Here is a 23,891-nt window from a genome sequence, read left to right as displayed (position 1 = left end):
ACGTGGTCCGCCGGTGTCTCTCCACGATGGCCAGTTTCGTTCCAACGTTAGGCCCCGACCGCGCAGAGTGCCAGAGACGGAACGGACTGTCACGGCCTCGTTGGCCCAGTGGCAGCCATGATTGCGGGAGGCGGCTTCATGCGCTGTTGGAAGTGGTTTCAGCGACCATCCGAACCGATCGACGTTGTGGAGCGCTCTGCCTATCAGCCCGTAGCGTGCGTTCCTCCCGCGCCACCGGAGAAGCCGGATGAGGTCAGCAGCAGACGGCACGTGCTCAAGCGTCGCAACCAGCGAGACGGGCGGCACGATGCTTGAGGAGTATCGACCCGAACCGCCTTTCACCGTGATCATGGCGGGGTTCGTCGTTGACCTTCACCACCGCAGAAGGTGCCCGAGCTGCACGCCCGTCGGCTTCTGCCCCAGGCTCAGCGAAGCAGGCAGAACTCTGAAGGCCTGGCGGGCAAGGAAGGTCGGATGAAGGCCGGTGACCTGCTACGGCTTGACCGGGCGGCAAGCGTTCAGTTCATGATCCCCATCACCGTCCGAGTCATCAGGAAACTCGACTGGATCACCTATGACGGTTGGTGCTGGGTCGACTGCTACCAGCTCGACGACAAGGGCGACGCGACAGCCCGACGCTCCCTGTTCCTGATGCCCGAGCAGGTGACCTACGTGCCACCTCCACCACCCAGGCCAACCCCCGCCGGGCGCAAACCTCCAGCCAGGAAACCGCTCAAGGTTGGCTAGACGTAGGCGGGCCCCAGCCTCGGTGTGCGGCTGGGGCTCGCTGCTGCTCAGGCCCAGCAGCACATCACCTCCGGGTCAACCCGGCCAACGGCACAGTCAGACCAGGTCCCAGCTCAGCGGGGTGCCGCGGGGGACGTCGGTGGTGAAGGTGCGGCCCAGGACCCGGTCGATCTCCACGGGGGGCAGGCCGCCGGCCGGGCGGATCGACCGGACGTTGTCGCTTGTCACCTGGTCGCCGGCGCGGACGTCCTCGACCACGAAGAGCGAGCGGCGGAACCGCAGCCCCTCCCGTTCCGCCGGGGTCGGGCCGATCGCGGTGCCGCCCAGCGCCGCGTACGCCCGGCCGGACTCGTCGACAAGTGCCGTCAGCTCCGCCGGGTTCAGCGAGAAGTCCGAGTCCACGCCGCCGTCGGCCCGGTCCAGCGTGACGTGCTTCTCGATGAAGCAGGCGCCGAGCGCCACCGAGGCGACCGCCACCCCGATGCCGGGCGTGTGGTCGGACAGCCCGACCGGCACGTCGAACGCACCGGCCAGCACCGGCAACCGGCGGAGGTTGCTGTCGGCCGGTGGCGCCGGATAGGAGGCGGTGCAGGCCAGCAGGACGATGCCCGCCGCGCCGCCGGCACGGGCGGTGCGCACCGCGGCGTCGATCTCGGCGACCGTCGCCATCCCCGTGGAGATCACCATCGGCTTGCCGGTGCTGGCCACGAGCCGGATCAGCGGCAGGTCGACAAGCTCCGAAGAAGCGATCTTGTACGCGGGCGCGTCCAGCGACTCCAACAGCTCCACGGCCGTCGCGTCGAACGGTGACGAGAAGACGGTCAGGCCACGCTCGCGGGCCCGTTCGAAGATCGGGGCGTGCCACTCGTACGGGGTGTGCGCCCGCTCGTAGAGGCGATAGAGGTTCTCCCCGCCCCACAACTCGTGCTCGCTGGAGATCCGGAACGCCGGGGTGTCGACGTCGATGGTGATGGTGTCCGGCCGGTACGTCTGGAGCTTCAGGGCGTGCGCCCCGCTGTCGGCCACCGCGTCGACGATGGCCAGCGCGCGGCCCAGGTCGCCGTTGTGGTTGCCGGACATCTCGGCGACCACGAACGGTCGCTCCCCGGCACCGACCAGGTGCGGTCCGATCTTGATTGTCGCCGTCATTCCGACCTCTGCTCCGATTTGCCCGCACCTGCGCGCGGTGGTGCCGCTGTCGTCGTCCACCCGGCGGGCGGACGACCTGGAAGACCAGTGCGCCGGGAGCCGATCCGGCTCCCGGCGTGGTGTGTGGTGGGCGCGGTCACGGCAGGCGGCCCCCGGCGAACGCGTCACGCCGATCCGTCACCGTGCCGGCGTCGCGCGTCGTCGCGACGTCCGCCCCTCGCCCCGGGTCGTCGTCGGCGCTTACCGCACCGGCCGCGCCGCCGCCACCCGCTGGTCCACCGCGGCGCAGGCGACCGGCGACCCGGTGGGCTTGGCGCAGTGCCGAGTACGCCAGCCAGTCGCCGCGCCCGACGAGGCGGTGCTTGAGCCCGGTCACGCCCGACGGCAGCGGATAGCCGCCGGTGGGCAGGTACCGGCGGTAGTGCTCGGCGGCCCGGTGGAAGAAGTCCCGCCGCAGGTGTGGGTGCAGCCGGTCGTCGTTGCCCACCACCACCAGGTAGTGGTTGATCATCAACTGGAACAGTTCGGCCTGCAACCGCTCGTCCGGGTGCTTGCGGGCGACCCAGCCCAACAGGCGCTCGTACTGGGCGAACGCGTCGAAGTGCCGGCCACTGCGGGTGGACGTGATCGCGCCCTGGCGGCCCTGCCGGTACAGGTAGCAGACCCGGTCCAGCACGGAGATCTTCTCCGCGCCGATCAGCAGCGGGTGGCTGAACGGGATGTCCTCGTACCAGCCGGGGAAGAACCGCAACTCCAACTGGTCCAGGAAGTCCCGGCGGACCACCTTGTTCCAGGCGGTGTGCTGCACCCGCAGCAGCCGCGGCTGGTCGGCCAGACGGGTCACGCCGGGAATGCCGCGCAACAGGTGACTGCTCGCGTCGACCTCCCGCCGGCCGTCCTCGTGCACCCGCAGGTGGTCCAGCATCAGCACGTCGGGCTGGTGCTGACGCAGCCGGTCCAGCACCGCCGCGATCGTGCCGGGCGGCAACCAGTCGTCGCTGTCGACGAACCAGACGTACCGGCCGGCGGCCACGTCCAGCCCGGCGTTGCGGGCCAGCCCCAGACCCACGTTGCTGCTCAGGTGCACGACACGGACACCGTCGTGGCCGGCGGCGTACGAGCGGAGCATGTCGCCGCAGCCGTCCGGGGAGGCGTCGTCGACCGCGACCACCTCGACCGCGTCCGACTCACCCGCCGGGATACCGGCCCGGATCGACTCGAGGCACTGGTACAGGTACGCCTCGACGCCGTAGACGGGCACGACGATGCTCAGCAGCGGTGCGTGCGTCGGCTCATTGACCACGCCCGCCAGGTTCGACGACCCGGGTGACCGGCCCCGGAACCGCGCGTGGCCGACGATGGTGGAATCGCTGAACTCCCGCCCAGCGGGAGGTTAACGACGACCGGCGGGACCGGGCCCGCGGCGGGCGGGACGCGTCCGGTTCACCCGGGAGTGACCCGGTAGGGTGCCCCGGGTGCGGCCCTGCCGGGCCGTCGCGGGCGTCGCCGTCGCGTCGTCCACGCCGCGCCGAGGAGGATGCGAACGTGCTGGTGACCCTGCCAAGCCTGGGTATCCCCGCATGACGAGCACCGACGCGGTGCCCACCGCCCGGCCCGGCCCCGCGCCGGCCCGGCTGCCCTCGCTGACCGGGCTGCGCTGGATCGCCGCGCTGCTGGTCTTCGGTTTCCACGCGGGCACCATGCGGATCATCGCCGAGCCGGACTACAAGGCCGTTGTCGACAAGGTGTTCAGCCTCGGCCTGTCCGGGGTGCAGTTCTTCTTCATCCTCAGCGGGTTCGTGCTGGTCTGGTCGGCGCGCGAGGGTGACTCCCGGCGCACCTTCTGGCGGCGGCGGGTTGCCAAGATCTACCCCAACCACCTGGTGCTGTTCGGGGCGACGGTGCTTGTCGCCTGGTGGTTCGCCGACCCGGTCCTGCCGGCGGCCGCGTTGGAGAACGTGCTGCTGTTGCAGGCCTGGGACCCCCGGCCGGGCTGGTTCTACAGCATCAACACCGTGAGCTGGTCGCTGTCCTGCGAGTTCTTCTTCTACCTCTGTCTGCCGCTGGTGCTGCCGTTGTTGCGCCGGGCCCGGCCGAAGCTGCTCGTGGCGCTGCTCGTCGCGCTGCCCCTGCTGATCCTCGCGCTCTGGCCGGCCCAGCACCTGGTGCCGGAGGTGAGCCGGTGGTGGTTCACCCAGATCTTCCCGCCGGCACGGTCGCTGGAGTTCTGGTTGGGCGCGGTGGCGGCCGAGCTGATGCGCCGGGGTCTCTGGCGTGGCCCGGGGCTGACCTGGGCCAGCGTGATCTTCGTGGGCATCTGGGCGGCGGCCGCGCAGTGGATCCCCGCGGAGCTGTGGACCACGCTGCTCGCGGTCGCGTACCTGCTGGTGATCGCCGCCGCGGCGGACGCGGATGTGCGGGGCCGGCGGTCGCCGTGGCGGTCCCGGCCGCTGGTCTGGCTCGGCGAGGTCTCGTTCGCCTTCTACCTGGTCCACGTGCTGGTGATGACGAGCGTGCTGCGCTTCAGCGGTGACTGGGGGACCGGCTTCCCGGGCTGGCGCGGCCCGGCCGTGGTGCTCGGTTTCCTGCTGGTGAACCTGGTCCTCGCCGGGCTGCTGCACCGCTTCGTCGAGACCCCGATGATGCGCCGGCTCGCACCGCGCCGTCCGGCCCGACAGGTGTCCGTGCCCGGACAACGCACCGCCGCGACCCAGGCCGCCGGCACCGACAAGACCGGCGGCACCGGCGCCCGAACCGACCCCGGCGGGCCCGACCAGACCGACAGTCGATCAACGTACGCGGACACCCGCTGACACCGTCCACCCAGGTCAGCGTGTCGGCGCGGCGTACGCCGACACGCCCGTGGTCGATGCGCCAGGCGCCGGCGCGACGGTAGCGTGGGGACGTGCTTCCGGTCGCGTTCACCTGTCCGCTGTGGTGGGTGGCGCGCTGGGCGACACGGGTGCTGACCAGCCTCGCCGTGGTCGCGGCCCTGGCGCTCGGCGCAGGCCCGGCCTCGGCCGCCGTGCCACCGTCGCACCCGACCGCCGCGCCGAGCGTGAGCGCCGCGCCGACTGCGGGTGTCGCCGAGGAGACCTTCCCGACCTGGTCGGTCGACGCGCCACCGGCTCTCCCCGGCGCCCAGGGGGCCATCGCGACAGGCCTGCTGCCGGTGTGCGCGACCCGGCCCGACCGGCTGCCGCTCGTCGACGGTCTCCGCAGCTGGCCGCCCCGGGGCCCACCCGCGCGCTGAGCCACCCGGGACACGCGTCCCGTCGCCGCGCCCTGTCGACCCACCAGCTCCGCACCCCGCCGATTCCTGGCCCGCCGTGGCCGGGCGGCCGGTGGGGCTCCCATCGCTCTGCTTCCTCCGCGAGGTGCCGACCATGGAGACAGTCGTCTTCTACCAGTTCGTAACCGAGGTGCCGCAGGCCGCCGCCATCTGGTCGGCCCTGTTCCTGCTGGCGCTCGGCGTCCTCGCCGTGCTGGTCGCCCGGCCCGAACGGGACCGGCCCACCGACGACCCGTCGCCGCCCGTCCCGACCGCCCGCGAGCTGGCCGCGGCCGAAACCGTCGACAGGCACCGGTACGCCGAGGAGGTGGCCGTCGCCGCGGCCGGCGCGGCCAGGACGGCCGGGCGGCGACGGGATGCCTGGCTGACGGCTCAGGACCAGGTGGAACGGGCCTGGGCGCGGTACGACGAGGCGGACACCGCCGCGCGTCGCTTCGCGGGGTCCGGGGCGCTACCCACCCCGGGCACCCCCCGCACCCCCGCCGAGTACGCGTCCCGGGAGCGCTACCTGCACCGTGCGGCGACGGCGGCGTACTGGCGGGGTGACCTGACCATGGCGCAGCTCGGTGACGTCTTCGGGCGTCGGCGCGGCTGGGATTCCCGGCGACACCCGGTCGAGCAGGAGGCGCTGCTCAGCCGGGTGATCCGGGACGCGAGGCTGGCCGACTACCAGGCCGCGGCCACGGCGGAGCGGGCCGCCTGGCGGGATGCGGACCTGGCCGCCTCCTCGGCGCGTACCCTCGCGGCGGAGGCGGCCGCGGCAGTTGCCCGGTTGCGGCCGAGCCCGGCACCCGTCCGCCGGCTGGTGCGTGGGGTGCCCCGGCCCGCCGTCGTGGCACGCTGGCGTCCGGCCCGTGCCCTTCGCGCCCGATCCGTTATGTGAGCCCGGTCACGGGATTTGCGAATCGGGCGTCCGGCACGATCAGCTCGATTTTTCCCGGAATTGTGGCCGCATTGTTGGCGGCCTGTCCGGTTGTCGACCGTAGGCGTCGCCGTAACCGGTTGTCCCATCGAGTCACGTCATCGGCAATACGCGCAGAAATTGTGGCACCCATTGAGGTTTACGCAGGTGAAGCCGGCTTGGCAGGGTGTGGATGGGCCAGTAGTGTCGTCCCGTCCGGTGCGGTAACCGATCGCAAGAGGCGACGCCGCGCCGACCCGCTCAATCGTGATCAACGAACCGGGGACCCATCAGTAAGTCCGGGGTGAATCCGCGAGCCACGGCCCGCGGTAGGGCGATCTTCCCGCCCGAATCCGTCAGCTAACCCGGTAGGCGGTGTCGGAAGGAGTTCCAAACTCGTGCAGCACCTTTCCACCCCTCGGCTGTTCCCTCGCCTCCACGGCGCAGCGGTGCCCCCGCTCATCCGTCCAGTGACGGTGAGCTGACCCCCGGGTCACCGCCTCTCCCGCCCGGCCGAGCCGGGCGTTCCCCTGAGCGGTTCACCACCCGCGGACCACCGTCCGCGCGCTGGCGCCTGCCCGGACACCGGTCGCGCCCCGGTGTGCCGCTCTCCCCCCGATCCGTGGAGGACCCCGTGAAGCACACCATGCAGCGCCAGCTCCGCCGCATCGCGACCGAGCGCCCGTACCAGATCGTCGCCGCCTCCGCCGCGGCCCTCGTGCTCGCCGCCACCACCGGCACCCTGCTCACCGTCGCCGACGACGCCCCGGCCGCTCAGCGCACCGCGACCACGGTCGCCGAGATGCGCAGCGACACCACCACCTCCCAGGGCGACGCGTCCCCGCTGGCCAGCACCGCGCCGTCCAGCGCCGCCCCGGCCACCAGCGCCGCGGCGCCCGCCGCCAAGGCCAGCAGCAACCCGGATCTGACCCGTAAGCCGACGCCGCCGAAGCCGCCCGCGACCAAGGTGCTCGACTACGAGTACGAGGCGCAGAACACGTACTACAACTGCGGCCCGGCGGCCACCCGCAACGCGCTCAGCGCCAGCGGGATCGACCGCACCCAGGAAGAACTCGCTGCCGAACTGGGCACCACCGAGATGGGCACCAACTCGGCCGAGGACACCACCCGGGCGCTCAACGCCGAGGTGAAGGGTTCCCCGTACCGGACCCGGATGTTCCCCGGCGCGCCCAGCCCGGCACAGATGGACCGGCTCCAGGCCGACGTCGTCCGGGCCATCACCGACGGCCGGGGCGTGGTGGCCAACGTCGTCGGCGACGCCACCGACACCGACGGCAGCTGGCACTCCTACGGTGGCGGCCACTACATCGCCGTCGTGGGTTACAAGGACAACGGTCGCACCGTGCGGATCGCCGACTCGGCGAACCCGGCCGACCCGTCGTACTGGATCACCACCATCGACCTGGCCAACTGGATCACCAGCCGGGGCTACTCCGCCTGACCCGGGCACCCTGACCGCCGCGGGCGTCGTCCCCCACAAGGGGCCGACGCCCGCGGCGTCTCTCCCGCTGGCCCGGGGTACGCCCCCGTCGACGACTCTCGTCCGGGACAGCGAACCGTGGGAGACTGCGGCCGTGGTGGACGAATCGGGTGGTCACGCCGGTCGACGGCCGGTCCTGCTGCTGTTGCACGGCATGGGGGCGACCGGTGACGTGTGGCTGCCCTGGGCGTCGCACCTGGAACAACACTGGCCCGGCCGGTGGCTGGCACCGGACCTCGCCGGACACGGCTGGGCACCGCCGCTGCCGTCGTACTCCTTCGCCGGTCTCGCCCAGCGGATCGCGCAGGCCCTCGCCCCCGACGACCGGCTCGTCGTGCTCGGGCACTCGCTGGGCGGCGTGGTCGGCCTCGCGTTGGCCGCACGCGACGCCGGGATGCCGGTGGACGCCGTGGTCGGGTTCGGCATCAAGGCGCTCTGGTCACCCGCCGAGCTGGACCGCGCCGCCGAGCTCGCCGCCCGCCCGGTGAGCTGGTTCGCCAGCCGCACCGAGGCGGCCCGCCGCTACCTGCGCGTGTCCGGGCTGACCGGCCTGCTCCCGCCGGACCACCCGGTGGTGGACGCCGGCCTTCGTCAGGTCGACGGCAAGTGGCGCCTCGCCATGGATCCCCGCGCCTTCGCCGTCGGCGAGCCCGACCTGAGCGCGCTGCTGGCGGCGACCGACGCCCCGGTGCTGCTGGCGCGTGGTGAGCACGACCCGATGGTCACCGAGGCGCAGCTCAAGGAGTACGGCGTACCGGTCGCCACGCTGCCCGGCCTCGGGCACAACGCGCACGTGCAGGACCCGGCGGCCGTCCTGGCGCTGCTGGACGCGTACCGCTGAGGTTCGTCGCGGGGGTAAACCGGTAGTGGCGCCATACCCGGACGCCTACCATCCCGCGTTGATGTCCACAGTCGAGCAAGCCCTGATCACCACCGTGAGCCTGCACGTCGTCGACACCCGACTCGACGACGCGGCACGTCGCTGCCGGCCGCTCGTCGCGTCGCTCGGCGCGGTGAGCGTCACGGCGTCCCGCACCGAGGTCGACGGCCCCCGCAGCGGGGTCAACCTGGGCCTGACGCTGACGCCGGCCGCCCCGTCGGCGTCCGGCGGGGAGGCGGTGCGCCAGTTCGCCGCTCCGCTGCTGGAGCGCTTCCGGTGGGGCCGTGGCGATCTCGACGTGGGCGAGACGGCCGCCGGCCATCCGTGGGGGTTCGCCGCCGGTCCGGAGCGGACGACCGACGGGGTGACGCCGCTGAGCGTGTCCGTCGGCGCGGTCGGTGACGCGGCGGAGGAGTGGTGGGATCCGCCGGAGTGGCTGCCCGCCGACGCATCCGTCCTCGCCGTCCGGCGACGGGTCAGGCGACTGCCGGCGGCGGCGTCCGACGACGACGTGGTGGCCCGGGTGCACGCCCGGCTGACGGCCCCGGATCTCGACACCGCCCTGGTCCGCTGCCTTCCACTGCTCGGGCGGGCGGACGTGTGGTCCGTCGACCTCCACCCGGTGGCGGTCGACGGGGACGTCTGGGGTCTAGTCCTGCTTCTGGTGCTGCCCCTGGTCGAGGTGTCACCGCAGGCTCCCTTCGGGACCGGGGTGGACGCTCTGGCCGCCGAGTTCGGATTGCTGACGGGGCGCCTGCGCAGGTCACCGCTCGGCGTCTGGATGGTGGCGGCGATGGAGGCGACCCGGCCCCTCGCCGATGCGCCGACGGTCGAGGCGCTGTACCTGCGGACCGCCATCGACCCGTTCGACCCCGGGCCGGTCGACCGGCCGGTGGAGACCCGGGAGATGGGGCTGCGGGGCCGGGACGAGGACGGTCCGGCCGAGGCCGAGTTGATCAGCGCGATCGAGGAGGCGTTGCGGGACGCCGTACGGGTCGTGCTGACTGTCGACGTCGTCGGGCCGGTCGCGGACGCCGCAGCCGTCGTCCGGGACGTCGTCGGGATCGACGAGGAGGACATTGAGTCGGTCGGTAGCGAGACCCTCGCCGACGGGCGGCAGAGGATCGTGGCACACCTCGGGGCCACGCTGATGGGCGCCGAGGAGGTGCTGCGGACCGTCGTCACCGCCGCCGAACTCCAACCGTGGGAGTTCTCGCTCCCCGAGTCGGCCGACGGTCCCGCGACAGCCGAATGGCACGCGCCGGCCGGCACGTCCGGGATCGTCCGGATCGAGCTGAACGCGGGGGAACGGCTCGGCCTGGGCTAGCGCCTGTTTCATAAGAACTGGCCGGCCTGCGGCGGGCCCGGACGACGACCGCCGCCCGCCCGGACTCCGCCTCGGCTCGACCGCCCTTATGAAACAGGCGCTAGTACTCCAACGTCGCTTGATCTGCCGGCTGGCTTACTCGGCTGGCTCATGAAGAAGATCATGGCCGCGAGGCTTGCCCCCATGGCCAGGTGCTCCCAACGGAGCAGGTCCGTGATCGGTCGATTGCGCAGCCGGACGAGTGCGGCCGCCATCCAGCAGCGGTAAGCCGCCGTGGCGGCGCGTAGCAACACGAGCGCCGCGTCATGGCCGGTGACGGTGCCGTGGTCGATCCGGGGCCCGGCGGCCATGTGGTGGATAGCCATCGACCCGCCGAGCGTCAGGACGTCACCGCCGGCGTAACGCCGGGGCGTGACCATTGGGCGGTGGGGCGGCCGTTGAGCCGCCACGGGTGACCACTGACCCGCGGCCAACCTTGGGGTGAGTTTTCCCAGTTCTCTTGCCGGCCGTACACGGTGAGGTCCAAGGCGTGGTAGCTGGTCGTCAACGCCTCCACGCCCCGCCCGGTGGTCCAGTAGGTTTCATAGACCTGGTCGCCGTCGCGCAGGTAGCAGGCGATGAACCCGAAGTCACGACCGTCGGCCAGAGCCGGGTCGGAGTCTTTCGCCGAATACCACGGGAACGGGTAGCCCATGAACTCCGCGAACGGGGCACTTTCGTCGTAGGGACCGTTGCAGAACACGGCGTAGGTGACGTCCCGGGCATGCAGGTAGTCCAGCATCTGCATGTGACAGGTCGAGAAGGTGCACCCCTCACACTGTTCCCCGTACGGTTTGCCGTCGTGCCACATGTGGAAGTAGGCGATGAGCATCCGGCGGCCCTCGAAAACCTCCACCAGCGGGGTGTCCCCGCCGGGGCCCTGGACCGTCACCGTCGGCATCAAGGTCATCGGCAGCTGGCGACGAGCGGCTGCGATCGCGTCTCCTTCGCGGGTATGGGCCTTCTCCCGGACCAGCAGTTCGTTGCGCTCGCGCAGCCAGGTCTCCCGGTCGACGACCGGGGGCGTGGCCGCGCTGGACGCGGGGGTTGCCGTCATGGCTGTCTCCTTCGTGGGGTGGGGATTGGTCACAGGTACAGACGACCGAGTCGGCGATCGTCATCGGTGACCGATGACGGATGGGGTCCGCGGTCGTCAGTACGGTGGTGAGGACCACTCAGCCCCGGGGAGATCACATGTCCGACTCGCCTGACGAGCAGGCGGTCTGGCTGCAGCGCGCCTTCGACGAGCACCGGCGCGAGCTACACGTGCACTGCTACCGCCTCGCAGGGAACGTCACCGACGCGGACGACCTGGTGCAGGAGGCCTTCCTGCGTGCCTGGCGGGCTCGCGACCGCTTCGAGGGTCGGGCGTCGGCGCGCACCTGGTTCTACCGGATCGCCACGAACGTCTTCCTCGACAGCCGCAAGGCGGCCGGTCACCGGACGATTCCGTATGGTGACCCGCTGGAGTGGTCCACCGAGCTCGGTCCCTATCCAGACGCCCTGTTGGCCGACGATCCGCAGACCGGTCTCGCCGCCCGGGAGACCGTCGAGCTGGCCCTGATCGCAGCGCTCATGTACCTGCCGCCGCGGCAGCGGGCGGCCTTCGTGCTGCGCGACGTCTACGGCTGGACGCCGCAGGAGATCGCCGGCGCGCTCGACACCGCCGTAGCGGCCGTCAACAGCCTCCTCCAGCGGGCCCGCCACACCCTCCGGCGGCGCGCTCCGTCGGACCCACAGGACTGGCGCCGCCCGCAGCTCACCAGCGAGGACGAAGAGATCCTGCGCCGCTACGCCAACGCGAAGGACCCGGAGACGGTCCGGGGACTGCTCGCCGAGGACGTACGGATCACGATGCCGCCCGAGCCGCCGGTCGTCGGGATCGACGCGGCCGCGGAGTTCCTCGGCCGACCGCTCGACTGGCGTACCTTCCCCACCTCGGCCAACGGGCGCCCGGCACTGATCAACTATCTCCGCCGGCCCGGCAGCCCGCACTATGAGGCGCTGGTCGTCGACGTACTCCGGATCGAGAACGGGAAGATCGTAGAGAGCAACGCCTTCATCGGTGCCCGTCACGTCGCCGCCTTCAGCATGCCCGCCACGCTCGAGCCCTAGACGAGTAAGTCTCAAGCTAAGTGGCCGAGCCTGCGCTGGTAGTGGGATCGCCGGGCTCGGGCTTGGGATGTTCGTCGCCACCCGCTCGGGTCTACGCTGTGGCACACGGCGACCGCACGATCTTCGGTTGTCCGCACACACCATCGATGATCAACGCGGTGGCCGTCCCCATGCCCGCGCCACGCCCAACGCCGAAGCCAAGTGACGTTGGAGTACCAGGGCGCGTCTCGGGGGTCAGGCGAGGGGGGAGAGCTGCGGCGAACGCTCGGCCGCGGGGGTCTCCGTCGCCGCCAACTCCCGACGAGCGGCGGTCAGGAACGCCTCGGCGTACGACTCGGCGGGGAAGTCACCCAGGTAACGCCGGCGGGTGGCCCAGCGTTCCGCGGCCAGCGGATCGGTGTCCAGCAGCGCGGTCAACACACCGTCCAGGTTGGACATGTCCCGACGCAGTACGTAACCCGACGCGGCCAGCGGGAACCGTTCGGTGAACCGGTCGCCCTCGTCACCCATGTCGGTGACCGCGTACGGCTTGCTGGAGTAGAGGTAGTCCGAGATGACCCCGGACACGTCGGAGACCAGCGCGTCCGAGGAGTTCACGCACTCGGTCAGGCTCAGCTCACGGGCCGCCGCACCGACCACGTGCGGGCGACCGCTGCTGGCCCGATCGGCGACGAGCAGCTCGGTCAGCCGGCCCAACTGACGGGCCGAGGCCGGGTTCTGTGCCGTGTACGGGTGGGCTCGCAGGATCACCGTCGCGCCGCGCTCCAGCAGCCGCCGCAGCAGCCCTTCGGCCACCGGCAGCGAGCAGTAGTCGGCGTCGGCGTGGTGCCCGGTCCACGTCGGTGTGTACAGCACCGTCGGATGCGCCAACCCCCGAGCCGGCTCCGGGCGTACCTGGATCGACTCGACCTGCGGGCGGCCCACCACCACGAACTTGTCCGCCGGGATCCGCACGCCGGCACGGGCGTACCTGTCGATCGCCGCCGGCCCGGCCACGAAGATCCGGTCGAAGATCCCCGACACCGGGTTGGCGCTCGGCGCCTTGTCGCTGTCGCCGTGGTGCAGTTGCACGTGGGTGAGCTGGGTGAAGCGGATGCAGTGGCTGTTCTTCGCGCCGTGGTTGACGTAGAACGCCGCCCGCAGGCTCGGCACGAGCGCCTCGTCCATCGCCCGCAGGGTGGGGCAGTAGACCACCGGGGCGTCGGTGGCGGCGGCGATCGGGGCCAGGAACTCCGGCTCGCGCAGCACGACCAGGAACGGCCGGCCGATCCGTTGCAGGTACGGCAGCCACATGGTGACCTGGTATTCCGAGCCGGGCGGCGCGGAGAAGTAGAGCAGGAACTCCGGCTGGTGGCGGCGCAGCGCCCGAGCCACCGGCCCGCCACCGGCTCCCGGCCGCAAGCGCCGCCGGGCCAGGTCCAGGGCGACCACACCGGTGCCGACGCCGACCAGCAGGCTCGCGGCCAACGCCACACCGGCCGGCAGGGTGAGCGCGGCGGCGAACGCCAGGACGGCGAGCAACCCGAGCAGGATGGTGCCGAGCCGGTCGGCGACCAGCGGCGTCCAGGCGCGGACCGGCAGGTTGGCCGCGCGGATCTCCAGGTTGCCGGCGGTACGCAGGGGCCCCACCAGCAGCACCAGCCCCAGCAGGACCAGGGCGGTGGCGACAAGGGTGAGGCTGAGCCCGTCGTCCAGCCGTCGGGAGTAGCCGACCAGGATCGCGGCGGCGATCAGCGTCGTCTCCGCGACGAGGTCGGCGGTGGGTCGGATCCGCTGCTCGGCGGCCGAGGCGGCCAGCGCGGCGACAGCCAACGCCAGCCCCCAGCCGGTGGCGCCGGTGAGGGCCAGCACGACAAAGGCCAGCACCGCCAACCCAGTGCTCAGGCACCGGGCGGCCAGCTTTCGGACCAGGTCGCCGCGCATGTCGCTCCGTTCGTGGTTCCGCCGCCGGTCGGGGTCAGCTCGTCGGCGCCGCGCCGGCCGTCGCCTGGACCTGACTCGGCCCGGCCTGGGCCGGCACGCTCGGCGCGGGCCCGTCGCCGGGCGCCCGGCGTACGTCGATGACCTGGCCGGTCAGGTCGGAGATCAGCACGTCCAGTGACGACTGGGCGACGGCCTCCGCGGCGAGCAGGGTGTGCTCCGGCTCCTCGCCGAAGGCCCGCGTGCGCATCGGCGTGGCGGTCCGCTCCGGGTTGATGCAGTTGACGCGGACGCCGACGTCGGCCCACTCGTCGGCGAGCGCCTGGGTCAGGTTGACGAGCGCGGCCTTGGTGGCCGAGTACAGCGCGTAGCGGGCCCGCCCCCGGGTGTAGGAGCTGGACGTGTAGAGCAGCAGTTGGCCCTTGGTCTGCTGGAGGTAGGGCAGGGCCTGTCGGGCGATGGTCACCGGGCCGACGAAGTTGACCTGGAGCACCCGGTCCATCGTCTCCTCGTCCATCTCGGCGAGGGCGCCCTTCTCCAGGACCCCGGCGGTGACCACCACGTGGTCGATCCGGCCGGTGGCCTCGAAGGCGGTGGTCAGCGCGGCCTCGACGTCCGCGGCCCGCTCCACGTGGGTGCCGGTGCTGGAACGGCTGAACGGGAAGACCTGCGCGCCGTAGCGTCGGGCCAGCTCGGCCAGCTCGTGGCCGATGCCGTAGCTGCCGCCGAACACCACGATGGTGCGGCCGGTCAGCTCCTCGGAGTAGCTGCGGTGGTCGGTCAGTCGGGGTGCCTGCGCCGCGGCGAGCTGGAAGAGCTTGTCCGCCAGGTGCACGTCGACCGGGTGGGTGACCTTGATGTTCTCGTCGGAGCCGTCGATCACCTTGATCGGGGTGCCGGGCAGGTACCGCAGGACCACGCCGCAGTCGTCGGTGGCGGCGAAGTCCGGGTCGTCCTCGGCGATTCGGTACGCCTCGCGGATGGTCGGGGAGCGGAACGCCTGCGGGGTCTGCCCACGGCGCAGCCGGGAGCGCACCGGGATGTCGGTGATGCAGTCGTTGTCGTCCACCTGGATGATCGTGTCCGCGGACGGGATGGCCACGTCCACGGCGTCGTAGGTCCACAGCGCGTTGACGCACTCGCGCACGATCCGGCCGCTGAGCAGCGGGCGCACCGCGTCGTGGAAGAGGATGTTGCAGTCCACCGGGCCGACCGCGTCCAGTGCGATCCGGGTGGTGGCGTTGCGGGTGTCGCCACCCTCGATCACCTTGGTGACCTTGCGCAGGCCGGCCTTCTCGACGATCTGCCGGGCGTCGTCGACGTGGCCGGTCGCCATCAGCACGATGATCTCGTCGATCTCCGGTGCCGCCTCGAAGACCGCCAGGGTGTGCTCGATGATCGGCTTGCCGGCGATCTTCAGCAGCTGCTTCGGGATGCCGAGGCCCAGCCGCGTCCCGGTGCCTCCGGCCAGAACCACGGCCACCGTCCGCGAGGGCCGCCACGGCGTCGGGGTCTCCGCCACGGCGTCCGGGCCAGTGGTCTGGTCCTGCGTCATTGCCGGATCCTCACTCTCTTCGGATGCGTTAACGGAAGGTTCCGCCCGAGCGGCGACGGGATGAACCTTAACGCGCGGACCGCGCCGCCCCAACGTGGGCGACGCGGTCCGTGGTGCCGTGTCGATGCCGGCGGCCTACTTGCTGTTCGCGTACGCCTCGTAGGCCCGGATGACCTCGTCGGTGGGCCCGTCCATCCGCAGGACGCCCGATTCCAGCCAGATCGTTCGTTCGCAGGTGTCGCGGACCGAGGAGAGCTGGTGGCTGACGAGGAACACCGTGCCGGCGCCCTCCCGCAGCTCGCGCACCCGCTGCTCGCTGCGCTTGCGGAAGCCCTTGTCGCCGGTGGCGAGCGCCTCGTCGATGAGCAGCACGTCGTGCTTCTTCGCGGCGGCGATGGAGAACCGCAGCCGGGCCGCCATGCCCGAGGAGTACGTCCGCATCGGCAGGCTGGCGAAGTCGCCCCGCTCGTTGATCCCGGAGAACTCGATGATCCCGGCGGCCTGTTGGGCCACGTCGTCCGGGTGCATGCCCATGGCCAGGCAACCGAGGGTGACGTTGCGCTCGCCGGAGAGGTCGTTGAGCAGGGCGGCGTTCACGCCCAGCAGCGACGGCTGCCCCTGGGTGTGGATCGCGCCCCGGTTGACCGGCAGCAGCCCGGCGATGGCCCGCAGGATGGTGGACTTGCCGGAGCCGTTGCTGCCGATCAGCCCGATCGCCTCGCCCCGGTACGCGGTGAAGGAGATGCCCTTGACCGCGTGCACCTCCCGGATGTTCGGTGCGTTGGTGCGCTTGACCAGCCGGCGCAGCGCGGCCACCGGCGTGGTGCCACCGGCGGCACCCTGGTGCACCCGGTAGATGATGTGCGCGTCGTCGACCACCACGGTCGGGATGCGCTCCTGCGACGCGGTCATTGTCGCGGTCGCCTCGGTGGGGGTCTCGAAGTGCTCAACCACGGCCGTACTCCTGTTCGCCGCGCCAGAAGTAGATGAAACCGCCCAAGCCGGCGAGCAGTGCCCACCCACCGCCGACCAGCCAGAGCTGGGCCAGCGACTCGTTGAGCAGCGGTGCCTCCTCCAGCAGCGTGTACCGCGCGAGCTCGATGTAGACGAGCAGCGGGTTGTACTGCACGAGCGTCGTCGCCCAGCTCGGCAGCCGTTCGAAGAGGCTGACGCTGTAGAGGACGCCGGAGCCGTACATCCAGGTGCGCATGATGAACGGCATGACCTGCTTCAGGTCGCTGGACTTGCTGCCCAGCCGCGCCACCACGAGGACGACGCCGGCGTTGAACACCGCCTGGAGGAACAGGGCCGGCACCAGCAGCAGCCACTCCAGCGTGATCGGTTCCCCGGTGGCAAGCACGATGCCGATCAGCACCACCATCGACGCCAGCAGTTGCTGGAACTGCGTCAACGTCGTGGACAGCGGCAGGCTGGCCCGGGGGAAGTGCAGCGCCCGGATCAGCCCCAGGTTGCTGCTGATCGACTGGGTGCCGGCCAGGACCGCGCTCTGGGTGAAGTTGAAGATGAACAGCCCGGTGGTGAGGTAGGCGATGAAGTTCGGGATCTCGTTCTGTGCCAGCACCACCCCGAAGATCAGGTAGTAGACCGCCGCGTTGGTCAGCGGGGTGAGCACCTGCCAGAGCTGGCCCAGCTTGGCGTTGCTGTAGGAGGCGACCAGCTTGGCGTTGGCGTACGCGGCGATGAAGTGCCGGTAGGCCCACAATTGGCGGCTGTACTCGACGACGCTGGGGCGCTCACCGGCGACCCGTAGCCCGTGCCGAGCGGCCAGCTGCGCCTGGGTCAGGCCCGTGTCGGGGTCGACCAGCGCGGTGGTGGCCATGGAAATGGCGCTCCGATCTTTCGTGCAGACGGGTGGCTCACGACGATGGGATCCTAGTGGGAGATGTGCGCGGGGCGCCGCCTCGTCGCTGCGAGGACAGTAGTCCGAAACACGTCGGGACGCAACCGTACCGTCGTTGCGCTACCCTGGGCCCCGTGACCTGCGATAAGAGTTCCTGGTGACGACCGAGAAGAGGCGTGCCCCGGCCGGCGCGGCCGTGCTTCGTGGCGAGATCACCACGGCCATCCGGCGCGCGCTGACGCAGGAGTTGGCCGCGGTCGGCTACGGCCGGCTCTCCATCGAGGCGGTGGCTCGTCGCGCCGGCGTCAGCAAGACGGCGATCTACCGACGGTGGAACTCCAAGCTCGACCTGGTGTTGGAGATCGTCGCCGCGGCGGCGCACGGCAAGCTGCCGGCACTGGACACCGGCACCCTGCGCGGTGACCTCACGCTGCTGTTCCAGGCGGTGGCGCACGCGCTGCGCCACCCGTTGGCGTCGCAGATCATCCCGGACCTGCTGGCCGAGGCGGCCCGCAACCCCAGCATCGACGCGACCCTGCGTCAGGTGTTGCACGCCCGTCAGCAGGAGATCGGCGGTCGCCTGGTCGCCCACGCCGTGCGGCGCGGCGAACTGCCCGCCGACACCGACCCGGACGCGGCGGTCGACCTCATCGTGGGCCCGCTCTACTGGCGGCTGGCCATCGCCCGTCTCCCTCTCACCGACAGCTACCTCGACAACCTGGTCGAATCCGTGGCCGCCGGGCTCGGCGCCGACAGCGCCCTACCCCGTCCCCGAACAGCCCCGATATCGGGTTGACCAGCCTCCGACACTCCGTCGCCCGCAGCGGCGGTCCCGCTGTCCGATTCCGCTACGCTGCCCCCTGACCCCCGGCCGGTCACCGGTCAGACATCCGCTTCTCGCCCCTCAACCCGCCGCCGGACGACAAGGACGCCCCGTGACGCACGTCGAAGACGCTGTTGTGGCCTCAGCGGCAGGCAGCCAGAAGGACACCCCGAGCGCGGGTGCTCGACCCGCACGGGGCCGCGGTCTGATCGGGCGGTTCAACGCCGCGGTGGCGGCCGCACCCGTGGTGTGCACCGACGCGGCGGTGGTGAGCTTCGCCATCTGGACGCTGCTCTACCACCTCAACCTCGGCCTCGACCTGCGCCCGTCCGTCATCTTCCTCATCTGGGTCGTCCTGCAGCCGGTCGCGGCGTACGCGGCCTGGCGGCTGCGTCGTCACGACCCGGTGGCGCGGCAGGCCGACGACGAGGCCGTCCCCGCCCCGACCGACGTGCCCGCCGACCGCGCGTCGCTGCTGCGTCGGTACGCGCTGCCGGTCGGTGCCGCCCTCGGCGCGGCGTTGTTCGCCGCCCTCGGTCGTGGCACGGTGAGCTGGTGGTTGGCCGCCGGGCTCGGCCTGGTCTCGGTCGTCTCCGCCTGGCTGACCCTGCCCCGCCGCGGCGGGGCGACCGACGCGGTCGCCGCGCCGGCCGGCCAGCGGACCACCCCCGTGCAGGGGTACGTGGTCATCGTCGTGTCCCTGGCCGCCGCCTACTTCGCCACGTTGATCGACCGGGTGTCGCTCGACGACGTCTTCTACGTCGGCAAGTCGGTCTGGGTCGCCGACCGGGACAACATCCCGTTCAAGGACTTCCTGTTCACCGAGGGCGTGCTGCCGGGCGGTTCGGCGAACCCGCCGCTGCCCTCCTTCGAGGTGTTCATCGGGGCGCTCGCCCGCGCCCTGCACGTGCACACGGCGTCGGTGTTGTGGTATCTGCTGCTGCCGGTGCTGGCCGTCTTCGCGGTCTTCGCGCTGTGGCGGCTCGTGCTGCGCTGGGCCCCGCGACGCCCGCTCGTCGCGTTCGGCGTCGCGGCGGCCTACATCCTGCTCGTGGCGTACTACGCCGACGCCCTGAACACCTACCACCTGCCCCGGCTGACCCAGGGCAAGAGCGTCTTCGTCCACGCGCTGATCCCACTCGCCTGGGTGTACCTCACCGACTACCTGGAGCACCGCTCGCGGCGGGCCCTGCTCCTGCTCACCCTGCTCTCCGTCGCTGCTGTCGGCTACACCACCACCGCGGTCTTCCTGCTGCCGCTGCTCGCCGCGGCGGCCGGCGCGGTGCTGCTCGCCACGCGGCGCACCCGGGAGGCCATCGTGTGCTTCGCGGTGCTCTCGGTCTACCCCCTGCTGTCCGGGGTGCTCGTCCAGGTTCTGCGCGGTGGGGTGGAGGAGGCCGCCGCGACGTACTCTCCGCTGTTGCCGCTGCGGACCATCTACGAGCTGACGCTGTGGCTCGGCGTCCTCGGCGTCATCGGTGGCCTCGCCGTCTGGTGGTCGCCGCTCCTGCTCCGTCGTGGTGTGCCGCAGCAACTGGCCGTCGGCGCCGCACTGGCGGTCACGGTGCTCATGGTCCCCGGCCTGTTGAAGTTCGGCGGTGACCTCAGCGGGCTGACGGCCGTGCTCTGGCGGGTGCCGTGGATCCTGCCCGTGCCGGCGCTCGTCGGTGTCCTCGCGGTCATCCGCCTGCCCGGGCTGGCCCGGACGAGCCGGGTCCTCGCCTTCGCCCTCCCCGTCGTCCTGGTGTTCCTCTTCTTCACCCAGGGCAAGCCGATGTGGGAGGGGCAGGTGATCAAGGCGAAGCCGACCTGGCGGATGCCGGAGAACCGCAAGGCCGCCTCCTTCTGGATCGAGAAGCTGGACCACCCGGCCGGCCTGGTCCTCGCACCGTCGTCGGTGATGCGGGCGCTCCCGCAGGTCACCTCGGAGGTCCGCGTGGTGCTGCCCCGCGACCTGTATCTCACCGACTACGGACCCGAGACGCCGTTCGCGCAGGACAGGCTGCTGCTCGCGAGGTTCGCCGACGGCACGGAACCCATCTCCGTTCCCGCGGTCGCCGAGGCTATGGCCAGGGTCGGCGTGGGCATGGTGTGCCTGTGGAAGAGCAACACCGCCAGCGCGGCGGCGACCCCCGCCCTGGGGCTGGCACCCTTCGCGTCGCGCAAGGCGCCGGGCGCCATGGTCTGCTATCGCCCCGGCTCGCCCACCGGCGGATCCTGAGGCGGGTCGGGTTGGCGGTCGGTTTGGTCGGTTTTCCGCACGGATACCCGCTCGATACCATCACGCAGTCTCGCGTTAGGGTCGCAGTCACGTTCGTCAGCCGGGGGCTGCCGTGACGTGACGAGCGTCCACCAGGCGCTGCGGTCCCGGCTTGTGGTCTGCGCAGACCGAGCCCAGCCCGATACGGAAATCGTAGGGAGCGAACTCGTTGTTCGGCACGTTCTCAGGTCGCATCGGAGTGGCCGTCAGCGCCGCGCTGCTGGTGCTGGCCTACCTGGTCATGCTCGTCGCGGGTGTCTTCGGCTGGGTGGGCCTGTTCGCCGTCGCCGGACTGGCCGCCGTGATCGGCGAGTTCGCCGCCGCCCGCTGGTCGCCGATGTCGCAGCTGCTGTTGGAGAAGGTGGGTCTGCACTGGTCGTACCGGCAGCTGACCCGGGACCTCGCGGCCGTGTTGCTGGTCGCCGCCGAGGTGCGGCTCAGCGGCGGTGAGCTGACCCTGCTGCTGGCGCTGCCGGCCGCGGTGTGGGTCGTGTCGGTGTTCGCCGGGGCGCTCTCCATCATGATCGAGCGTCGTAACCCGCTCTCCGCCATGGTGCGCAACATCGAGCTGGGTGAGCTGCGCTCCGCCCCGCAACTGCCAGCGTGGGTGGCGGCGGTCACCGGTGACCGGATGCCCCTGCTCAACCTGCTGCTGGTGCCGGCCGCCGTGGCCGCCGCGGTGCGGCACGACCCGACGCCGTTCTTCGGCGCCGCCGCGGTGGCGGTCGTGGCGACCGGCCTGGTGGGCGCCATCACCGCGCTGACCTGGCTGCGCGGCCGGGGCCGGAGTACGGGGGAGGGGCCGCTGCTGCCGGCCGTGCAGCGCTGGCTGGACACCTACCGGCCCGAGGTGGCGCTCTACTTCGCCGGGCCGGCCAAGGACGTCTACCAGGCCAACATGTGGCTCGCCCCGACCGAGGCGCTCCAGCAGCGCGCGGTGGTGCTGCTGCGCAACCGGGACGCGTTCCTGGAGTTGGCCGACACCCGGCTGCCGGTGATCTGTGTGCCGACCGGTGTCGACTTCATGAACCTCGACCTCACCGGCATCCGCGCCGCGCTCTATTCCGCGAACGTCGGCGCGAACATCCACATGCTGCGTGAGCCGAGCACGAAGCACGTCTTCGTCGGGCACGGCGACAGCGACAAGCAGGCCAGCGTCAACCCCTACAGCAAGGTGTACGACGAGGTCTGGGTCGCCGGCCTGGCCGGCCGGGAGCGCTACGCGCGCGCCGGTGTGGGGGTGCTCGACTCGGACATCGTCGAGATCGGCCGCCCGCAGCTCGCCGGCGTGCACACCTTCGGCGCCGAGTTCGTGGACCGGCCGTTCACCGTGCTCTACGCCCCCACCTGGGAGGGCTGGCTCGACGACGACCCGTACCACACCTCCCTGGTGCTGATGGGTGAGCGGATCGTCAAGGGGCTGCTCGCCACGACGCCCCGGCTGCGTCTGATCTACAAGCCGCACCCGCTCACCGGGTCGCGGTCCAGGGCGGCCAGGGCGGTGCACGACCGGGTCGTGGCGGCCATCCGCGCCGCCGGCGGCGACCCGAACGCGTCCTCCCTGGACGGCACCGCGCACCTGGTGGTCACCGGCCGTACGCCGGCGCTGTTCGACTGCTTCAACCAGACCGACCTGCTGATCAGCGATGTGTCCAGTGTGGTCTCCGACTTCGTGCAGAGTCAGCGGCCGTACGTGGTGGCCAACCCGGCCGGCCTGTCGGACGACGACTTCCGCCGGGAGTACCCGACGGCTCGGGCCGCGTACCTGCTCTCGAAGGACTGCGGCGAGTTGGAGAAGATCGTGGCGCTGACCCGGGCCGGTGACGACCCGATGACCGAGGCCCGCCGTGAGCTGAAGACCTACCTGCTCGGCCCGGCCGAGGCGAACCCGATGGACCGGTTCCAGGAGGAGATCGACCGCCTCTGCCGCTGAGCCCCGTTGCGCGGCTCTGCCGCTGAGCCCCGTTGCGCGCCCGACCCGACACCTCTCGGGCCGGGCGCTTCCGGCTCAACCCAGCAGCGCGGCCACCGCGTCGGCGGCCGGCGTGTCCGCCGGCAACGCCCGCGCCGCGATGACCGCCGCGACCGGCAGCGGGCCGTACACGTGCGGGAAGAGCTGCCCACCGCGCGACGGCTCCCAGCGCAGGGTGTCACCCAGCCGGTCCTCCGCCACGCTCAGCAGGGTCAACCCGGTCGCGCCGGCGAAGTGCCGTCGCGCCGTCTCCACCACCTGGTCGGCGCCGGAGAGGTGGATGAAGCCGTCCTGCAGGTCCACGGCGGAGCCGGGAAAGGCGCCGGCGGCGAGGGCGTCGTCCCATTCCGCGCTCGACAACAGTTTGTAGATCACCGTCGCAGCCTACGGGGGGGTGCCGTCGGCACACTCGCCCGGTTTTCCTCGGTACCGCCGCGCCCGTCGCCCCGGGCCGGGCATGCTCAGGTCAAGGGCCGCGGAGGGATGGGCGATGCAGAGCTACGACGACGACTGGACCGACAGTCAGCGCGCGCTGTACGACGAGTGCTACCGGGCCGGTGGTGAGTGGGCCGAGGACCCGGACACCCCGTCCGATGACGTACAGCACGTGATCAACCTGGCCGAGGCGGACGACGACGCCTTCAACGACGCCGAGATCGACTATCCGCCCCTGGTCGACGCGGTCACCCAGGCGGGCGGGGTCACCGTCACCAGCGTGCCGGCCAGCCACGAGGACCCGGGTTTCCGCGGTTTCACCGACGGCGTCCGGGACGCCACCGCCGACGACGTCTTCGGCCTGTAGGTCCGACCCGACACGCGGCTTTCCGCCGGGTGCGCGTTTCTGCCACCATGCGCAGGACAGCGCTGCGACGGACGGGGGCACGGGTGCGGATCCTGCTGGTGGAGGACGACCGCCGGGTGGCCGCCGCGCTCTCCTCCGCCCTCACCCGCCGGGGGTACGAGGTCGAGCATGCCGCCACCGTCGCCGCCGCGCTCTCCGCCGCCCCGTGCGACCTGGTGCTGCTCGACCTGACCCTGCCCGACGGCGACGGCACCGACCTGTGCCGGGAGTTGCGCCGGCGCAGCAGCCAGCTCGGCATCATCGCGGTGACCGCGCGGGGTGAGGAACGCGATCGGGTGCTGGGCCTGCGTCTCGGCGCGGACGACTACGTCGTCAAGCCGTTCTCGATGGTGGAGTTGCAGGCCCGGATCGAGGCGGTGCTGCGCCGGGCCGCGAACGCCGCACCGCAGCGGCACCTCATCCAGGCCGGGTCGGTGCACATCGACGTGGCCGCGCGGACGGTGACCGTGGACGGCCGGGCCGTCACGTTGACCCGCAAGGAGTTCGACGTGTTGCTCTCGCTGGCCCGCCAGCCGGGGGTGGCGGTGCCCCGCGACCGCATCCTGCTGGACGCCTGGGGCACCACCTGGGCCGACCGGCACACCGTCGAGGTGCACGTCGGGTCCCTGCGCGGCAAACTCGGCGACGCCCGGCTGGTGGAGACCGTCCGTGGCGTCGGCTACCGGCTGCGCGATGCGTGAGGGGCGG

At 71.7% G+C, this 23,891-nt stretch carries 21 protein-coding genes and 1 riboswitch; of the genes, 13 read left to right on the top strand and 8 right to left on the bottom strand.

All coding sequences use genetic code 11. The annotated features are described in order from the left end of the window. Window positions 1–474 precede the first annotated feature (474 nt). Window positions 475–747 (top strand): hypothetical protein, encoded by a 273-nt coding sequence (locus AB0B14_RS18890; RefSeq protein ID WP_357523248.1) that lies wholly within the window; start codon window positions 475–477, stop codon window positions 745–747. A gap of 96 nt (window positions 748–843) precedes the next feature. Here the strand turns inward: AB0B14_RS18890 and pseI are convergent, their stop codons facing one another. Together pseI and AB0B14_RS18880 are read right to left on the bottom strand one after the other, a co-directional pair. After that, window positions 844–1,896 (bottom strand): pseudaminic acid synthase, encoded by a 1,053-nt coding sequence (gene pseI / locus AB0B14_RS18885; RefSeq protein ID WP_357523246.1) that lies wholly within the window; start codon window positions 1,894–1,896, stop codon window positions 844–846. 136 nt (window positions 1,897–2,032) lie between these two features. Beyond that, window positions 2,033–3,199: a glycosyltransferase gene (locus tag AB0B14_RS18880; RefSeq protein ID WP_357523244.1), complete on the bottom strand. Its 1,167-nt coding sequence runs from the start codon at window positions 3,197–3,199 to the stop codon at window positions 2,033–2,035. 277 nt (window positions 3,200–3,476) lie between these two features. On the opposite strand from AB0B14_RS18880, the gene AB0B14_RS18875 reads away from it, so the two are divergent. The 6 genes from AB0B14_RS18875 to AB0B14_RS18850 all read left to right on the top strand — a co-directional run bounded on the left by AB0B14_RS18875 (window position 3,477) and on the right by AB0B14_RS18850 (window position 9,797). Next, complete coding sequence (locus AB0B14_RS18875) at window positions 3,477–4,709, top strand: acyltransferase (protein ID WP_357523242.1); 1,233 nt, start codon at window positions 3,477–3,479, stop codon at window positions 4,707–4,709. Window positions 4,710–4,801: 92 nt separating this feature from the next. Next, window positions 4,802–5,149: a hypothetical protein gene (locus tag AB0B14_RS18870; RefSeq protein WP_357523240.1), complete on the top strand. Its 348-nt coding sequence runs from the start codon at window positions 4,802–4,804 to the stop codon at window positions 5,147–5,149. A 133-nt stretch (window positions 5,150–5,282) separates the two neighbouring features. Further along, on the top strand, window positions 5,283–6,071 hold the full coding sequence (locus tag AB0B14_RS18865) for a hypothetical protein (protein WP_357523238.1): 789 nt from the start codon (window positions 5,283–5,285) through the stop codon (window positions 6,069–6,071). Between the two features lie 266 nt (window positions 6,072–6,337). Next, window positions 6,338–6,479: riboswitch (cyclic di-AMP (ydaO/yuaA leader) on the top strand. A gap of 232 nt (window positions 6,480–6,711) precedes the next feature. After that, a complete protein-coding gene (locus tag AB0B14_RS18860; RefSeq protein WP_357065504.1) occupies window positions 6,712–7,551 on the top strand; it encodes a C39 family peptidase in 840 nt (279 codons plus the stop codon). A gap of 133 nt (window positions 7,552–7,684) precedes the next feature. Then, window positions 7,685–8,431 (top strand): alpha/beta fold hydrolase, encoded by a 747-nt coding sequence (locus AB0B14_RS18855; RefSeq protein ID WP_357065506.1) that lies wholly within the window; start codon window positions 7,685–7,687, stop codon window positions 8,429–8,431. A 61-nt stretch (window positions 8,432–8,492) separates the two neighbouring features. Next, on the top strand, window positions 8,493–9,797 hold the full coding sequence (locus AB0B14_RS18850) for a hypothetical protein (RefSeq protein ID WP_357523236.1): 1,305 nt from the start codon (window positions 8,493–8,495) through the stop codon (window positions 9,795–9,797). A 379-nt stretch (window positions 9,798–10,176) separates the two neighbouring features. Here the strand turns inward: AB0B14_RS18850 and AB0B14_RS18845 are convergent, their stop codons facing one another. Then, window positions 10,177–10,893, bottom strand: coding sequence for a DUF899 family protein (locus AB0B14_RS18845; RefSeq protein ID WP_357523234.1), 717 nt, complete (start codon window positions 10,891–10,893; stop codon window positions 10,177–10,179). A 137-nt stretch (window positions 10,894–11,030) separates the two neighbouring features. On the opposite strand from AB0B14_RS18845, the gene AB0B14_RS18840 reads away from it, so the two are divergent. Next, entirely contained in the window at window positions 11,031–11,951 is a 921-nt protein-coding gene (locus AB0B14_RS18840) for an RNA polymerase subunit sigma-70 (RefSeq protein WP_357523232.1), read from the top strand. Window positions 11,952–12,185: 234 nt separating this feature from the next. Here AB0B14_RS18840 and AB0B14_RS18835 read toward each other — a convergent pair whose 3' ends face one another. The 4 genes from AB0B14_RS18835 to AB0B14_RS18820 form a co-directional block, all read right to left on the bottom strand. After that, window positions 12,186–13,874, bottom strand: coding sequence for a CDP-glycerol glycerophosphotransferase family protein (locus AB0B14_RS18835; RefSeq protein ID WP_357523230.1), 1,689 nt, complete (start codon window positions 13,872–13,874; stop codon window positions 12,186–12,188). A gap of 34 nt (window positions 13,875–13,908) precedes the next feature. Then, window positions 13,909–15,426 (bottom strand): bifunctional cytidylyltransferase/SDR family oxidoreductase, encoded by a 1,518-nt coding sequence (locus AB0B14_RS18830; RefSeq protein WP_357523228.1) that lies wholly within the window; start codon window positions 15,424–15,426, stop codon window positions 13,909–13,911. A 135-nt stretch (window positions 15,427–15,561) separates the two neighbouring features. After that, window positions 15,562–16,338 carry an ABC transporter ATP-binding protein gene (locus tag AB0B14_RS18825; protein ID WP_357065610.1) on the bottom strand — a complete coding sequence of 259 codons (777 nt, stop codon included), beginning with the start codon at window positions 16,336–16,338 and terminating at the stop codon, window positions 15,562–15,564. Window positions 16,339–16,372: 34 nt separating this feature from the next. Continuing rightward, a complete protein-coding gene (locus tag AB0B14_RS18820) occupies window positions 16,373–17,266 on the bottom strand; it encodes an ABC transporter permease (RefSeq protein ID WP_357065516.1) in 894 nt (297 codons plus the stop codon). 178 nt (window positions 17,267–17,444) lie between these two features. On the opposite strand from AB0B14_RS18820, the gene AB0B14_RS18815 reads away from it, so the two are divergent. From AB0B14_RS18815 to AB0B14_RS18805, 3 genes are all read left to right on the top strand, one after another. Further along, window positions 17,445–18,083 carry a TetR/AcrR family transcriptional regulator gene (locus tag AB0B14_RS18815; RefSeq protein WP_357065518.1) on the top strand — a complete coding sequence of 213 codons (639 nt, stop codon included), beginning with the start codon at window positions 17,445–17,447 and terminating at the stop codon, window positions 18,081–18,083. A 139-nt stretch (window positions 18,084–18,222) separates the two neighbouring features. Beyond that, window positions 18,223–20,331, top strand: a complete 2,109-nt coding sequence (locus tag AB0B14_RS18810; protein ID WP_357523226.1) for a DUF6077 domain-containing protein — start codon at window positions 18,223–18,225, stop codon at window positions 20,329–20,331. A 280-nt stretch (window positions 20,332–20,611) separates the two neighbouring features. Then, window positions 20,612–22,303 carry a CDP-glycerol glycerophosphotransferase family protein gene (locus tag AB0B14_RS18805; protein ID WP_357065613.1) on the top strand — a complete coding sequence of 564 codons (1,692 nt, stop codon included), beginning with the start codon at window positions 20,612–20,614 and terminating at the stop codon, window positions 22,301–22,303. Between the two features lie 75 nt (window positions 22,304–22,378). Here the strand turns inward: AB0B14_RS18805 and AB0B14_RS18800 are convergent, their stop codons facing one another. After that, complete coding sequence (locus tag AB0B14_RS18800) at window positions 22,379–22,717, bottom strand: DUF952 domain-containing protein (RefSeq protein ID WP_357523224.1); 339 nt, start codon at window positions 22,715–22,717, stop codon at window positions 22,379–22,381. Between the two features lie 115 nt (window positions 22,718–22,832). Here AB0B14_RS18800 and AB0B14_RS18795 point away from each other — a divergent pair, with 115 nt between their 5' ends. Beyond that, window positions 22,833–23,144, top strand: a complete 312-nt coding sequence (locus AB0B14_RS18795; protein WP_357065523.1) for a hypothetical protein — start codon at window positions 22,833–22,835, stop codon at window positions 23,142–23,144. Window positions 23,145–23,227: 83 nt separating this feature from the next. Then, a complete protein-coding gene (locus AB0B14_RS18790) occupies window positions 23,228–23,884 on the top strand; it encodes a response regulator transcription factor (protein WP_357065524.1) in 657 nt (218 codons plus the stop codon). Window positions 23,885–23,891 lie beyond the last annotated feature (7 nt).

The organism is Micromonospora sp. NPDC049171 (assembly GCF_040648275.1).
GTDB lineage: Bacteria > Actinomycetota > Actinomycetes > Mycobacteriales > Micromonosporaceae > Micromonospora.
This window is presented reverse-complemented; position numbering and strand designations above follow the sequence as displayed.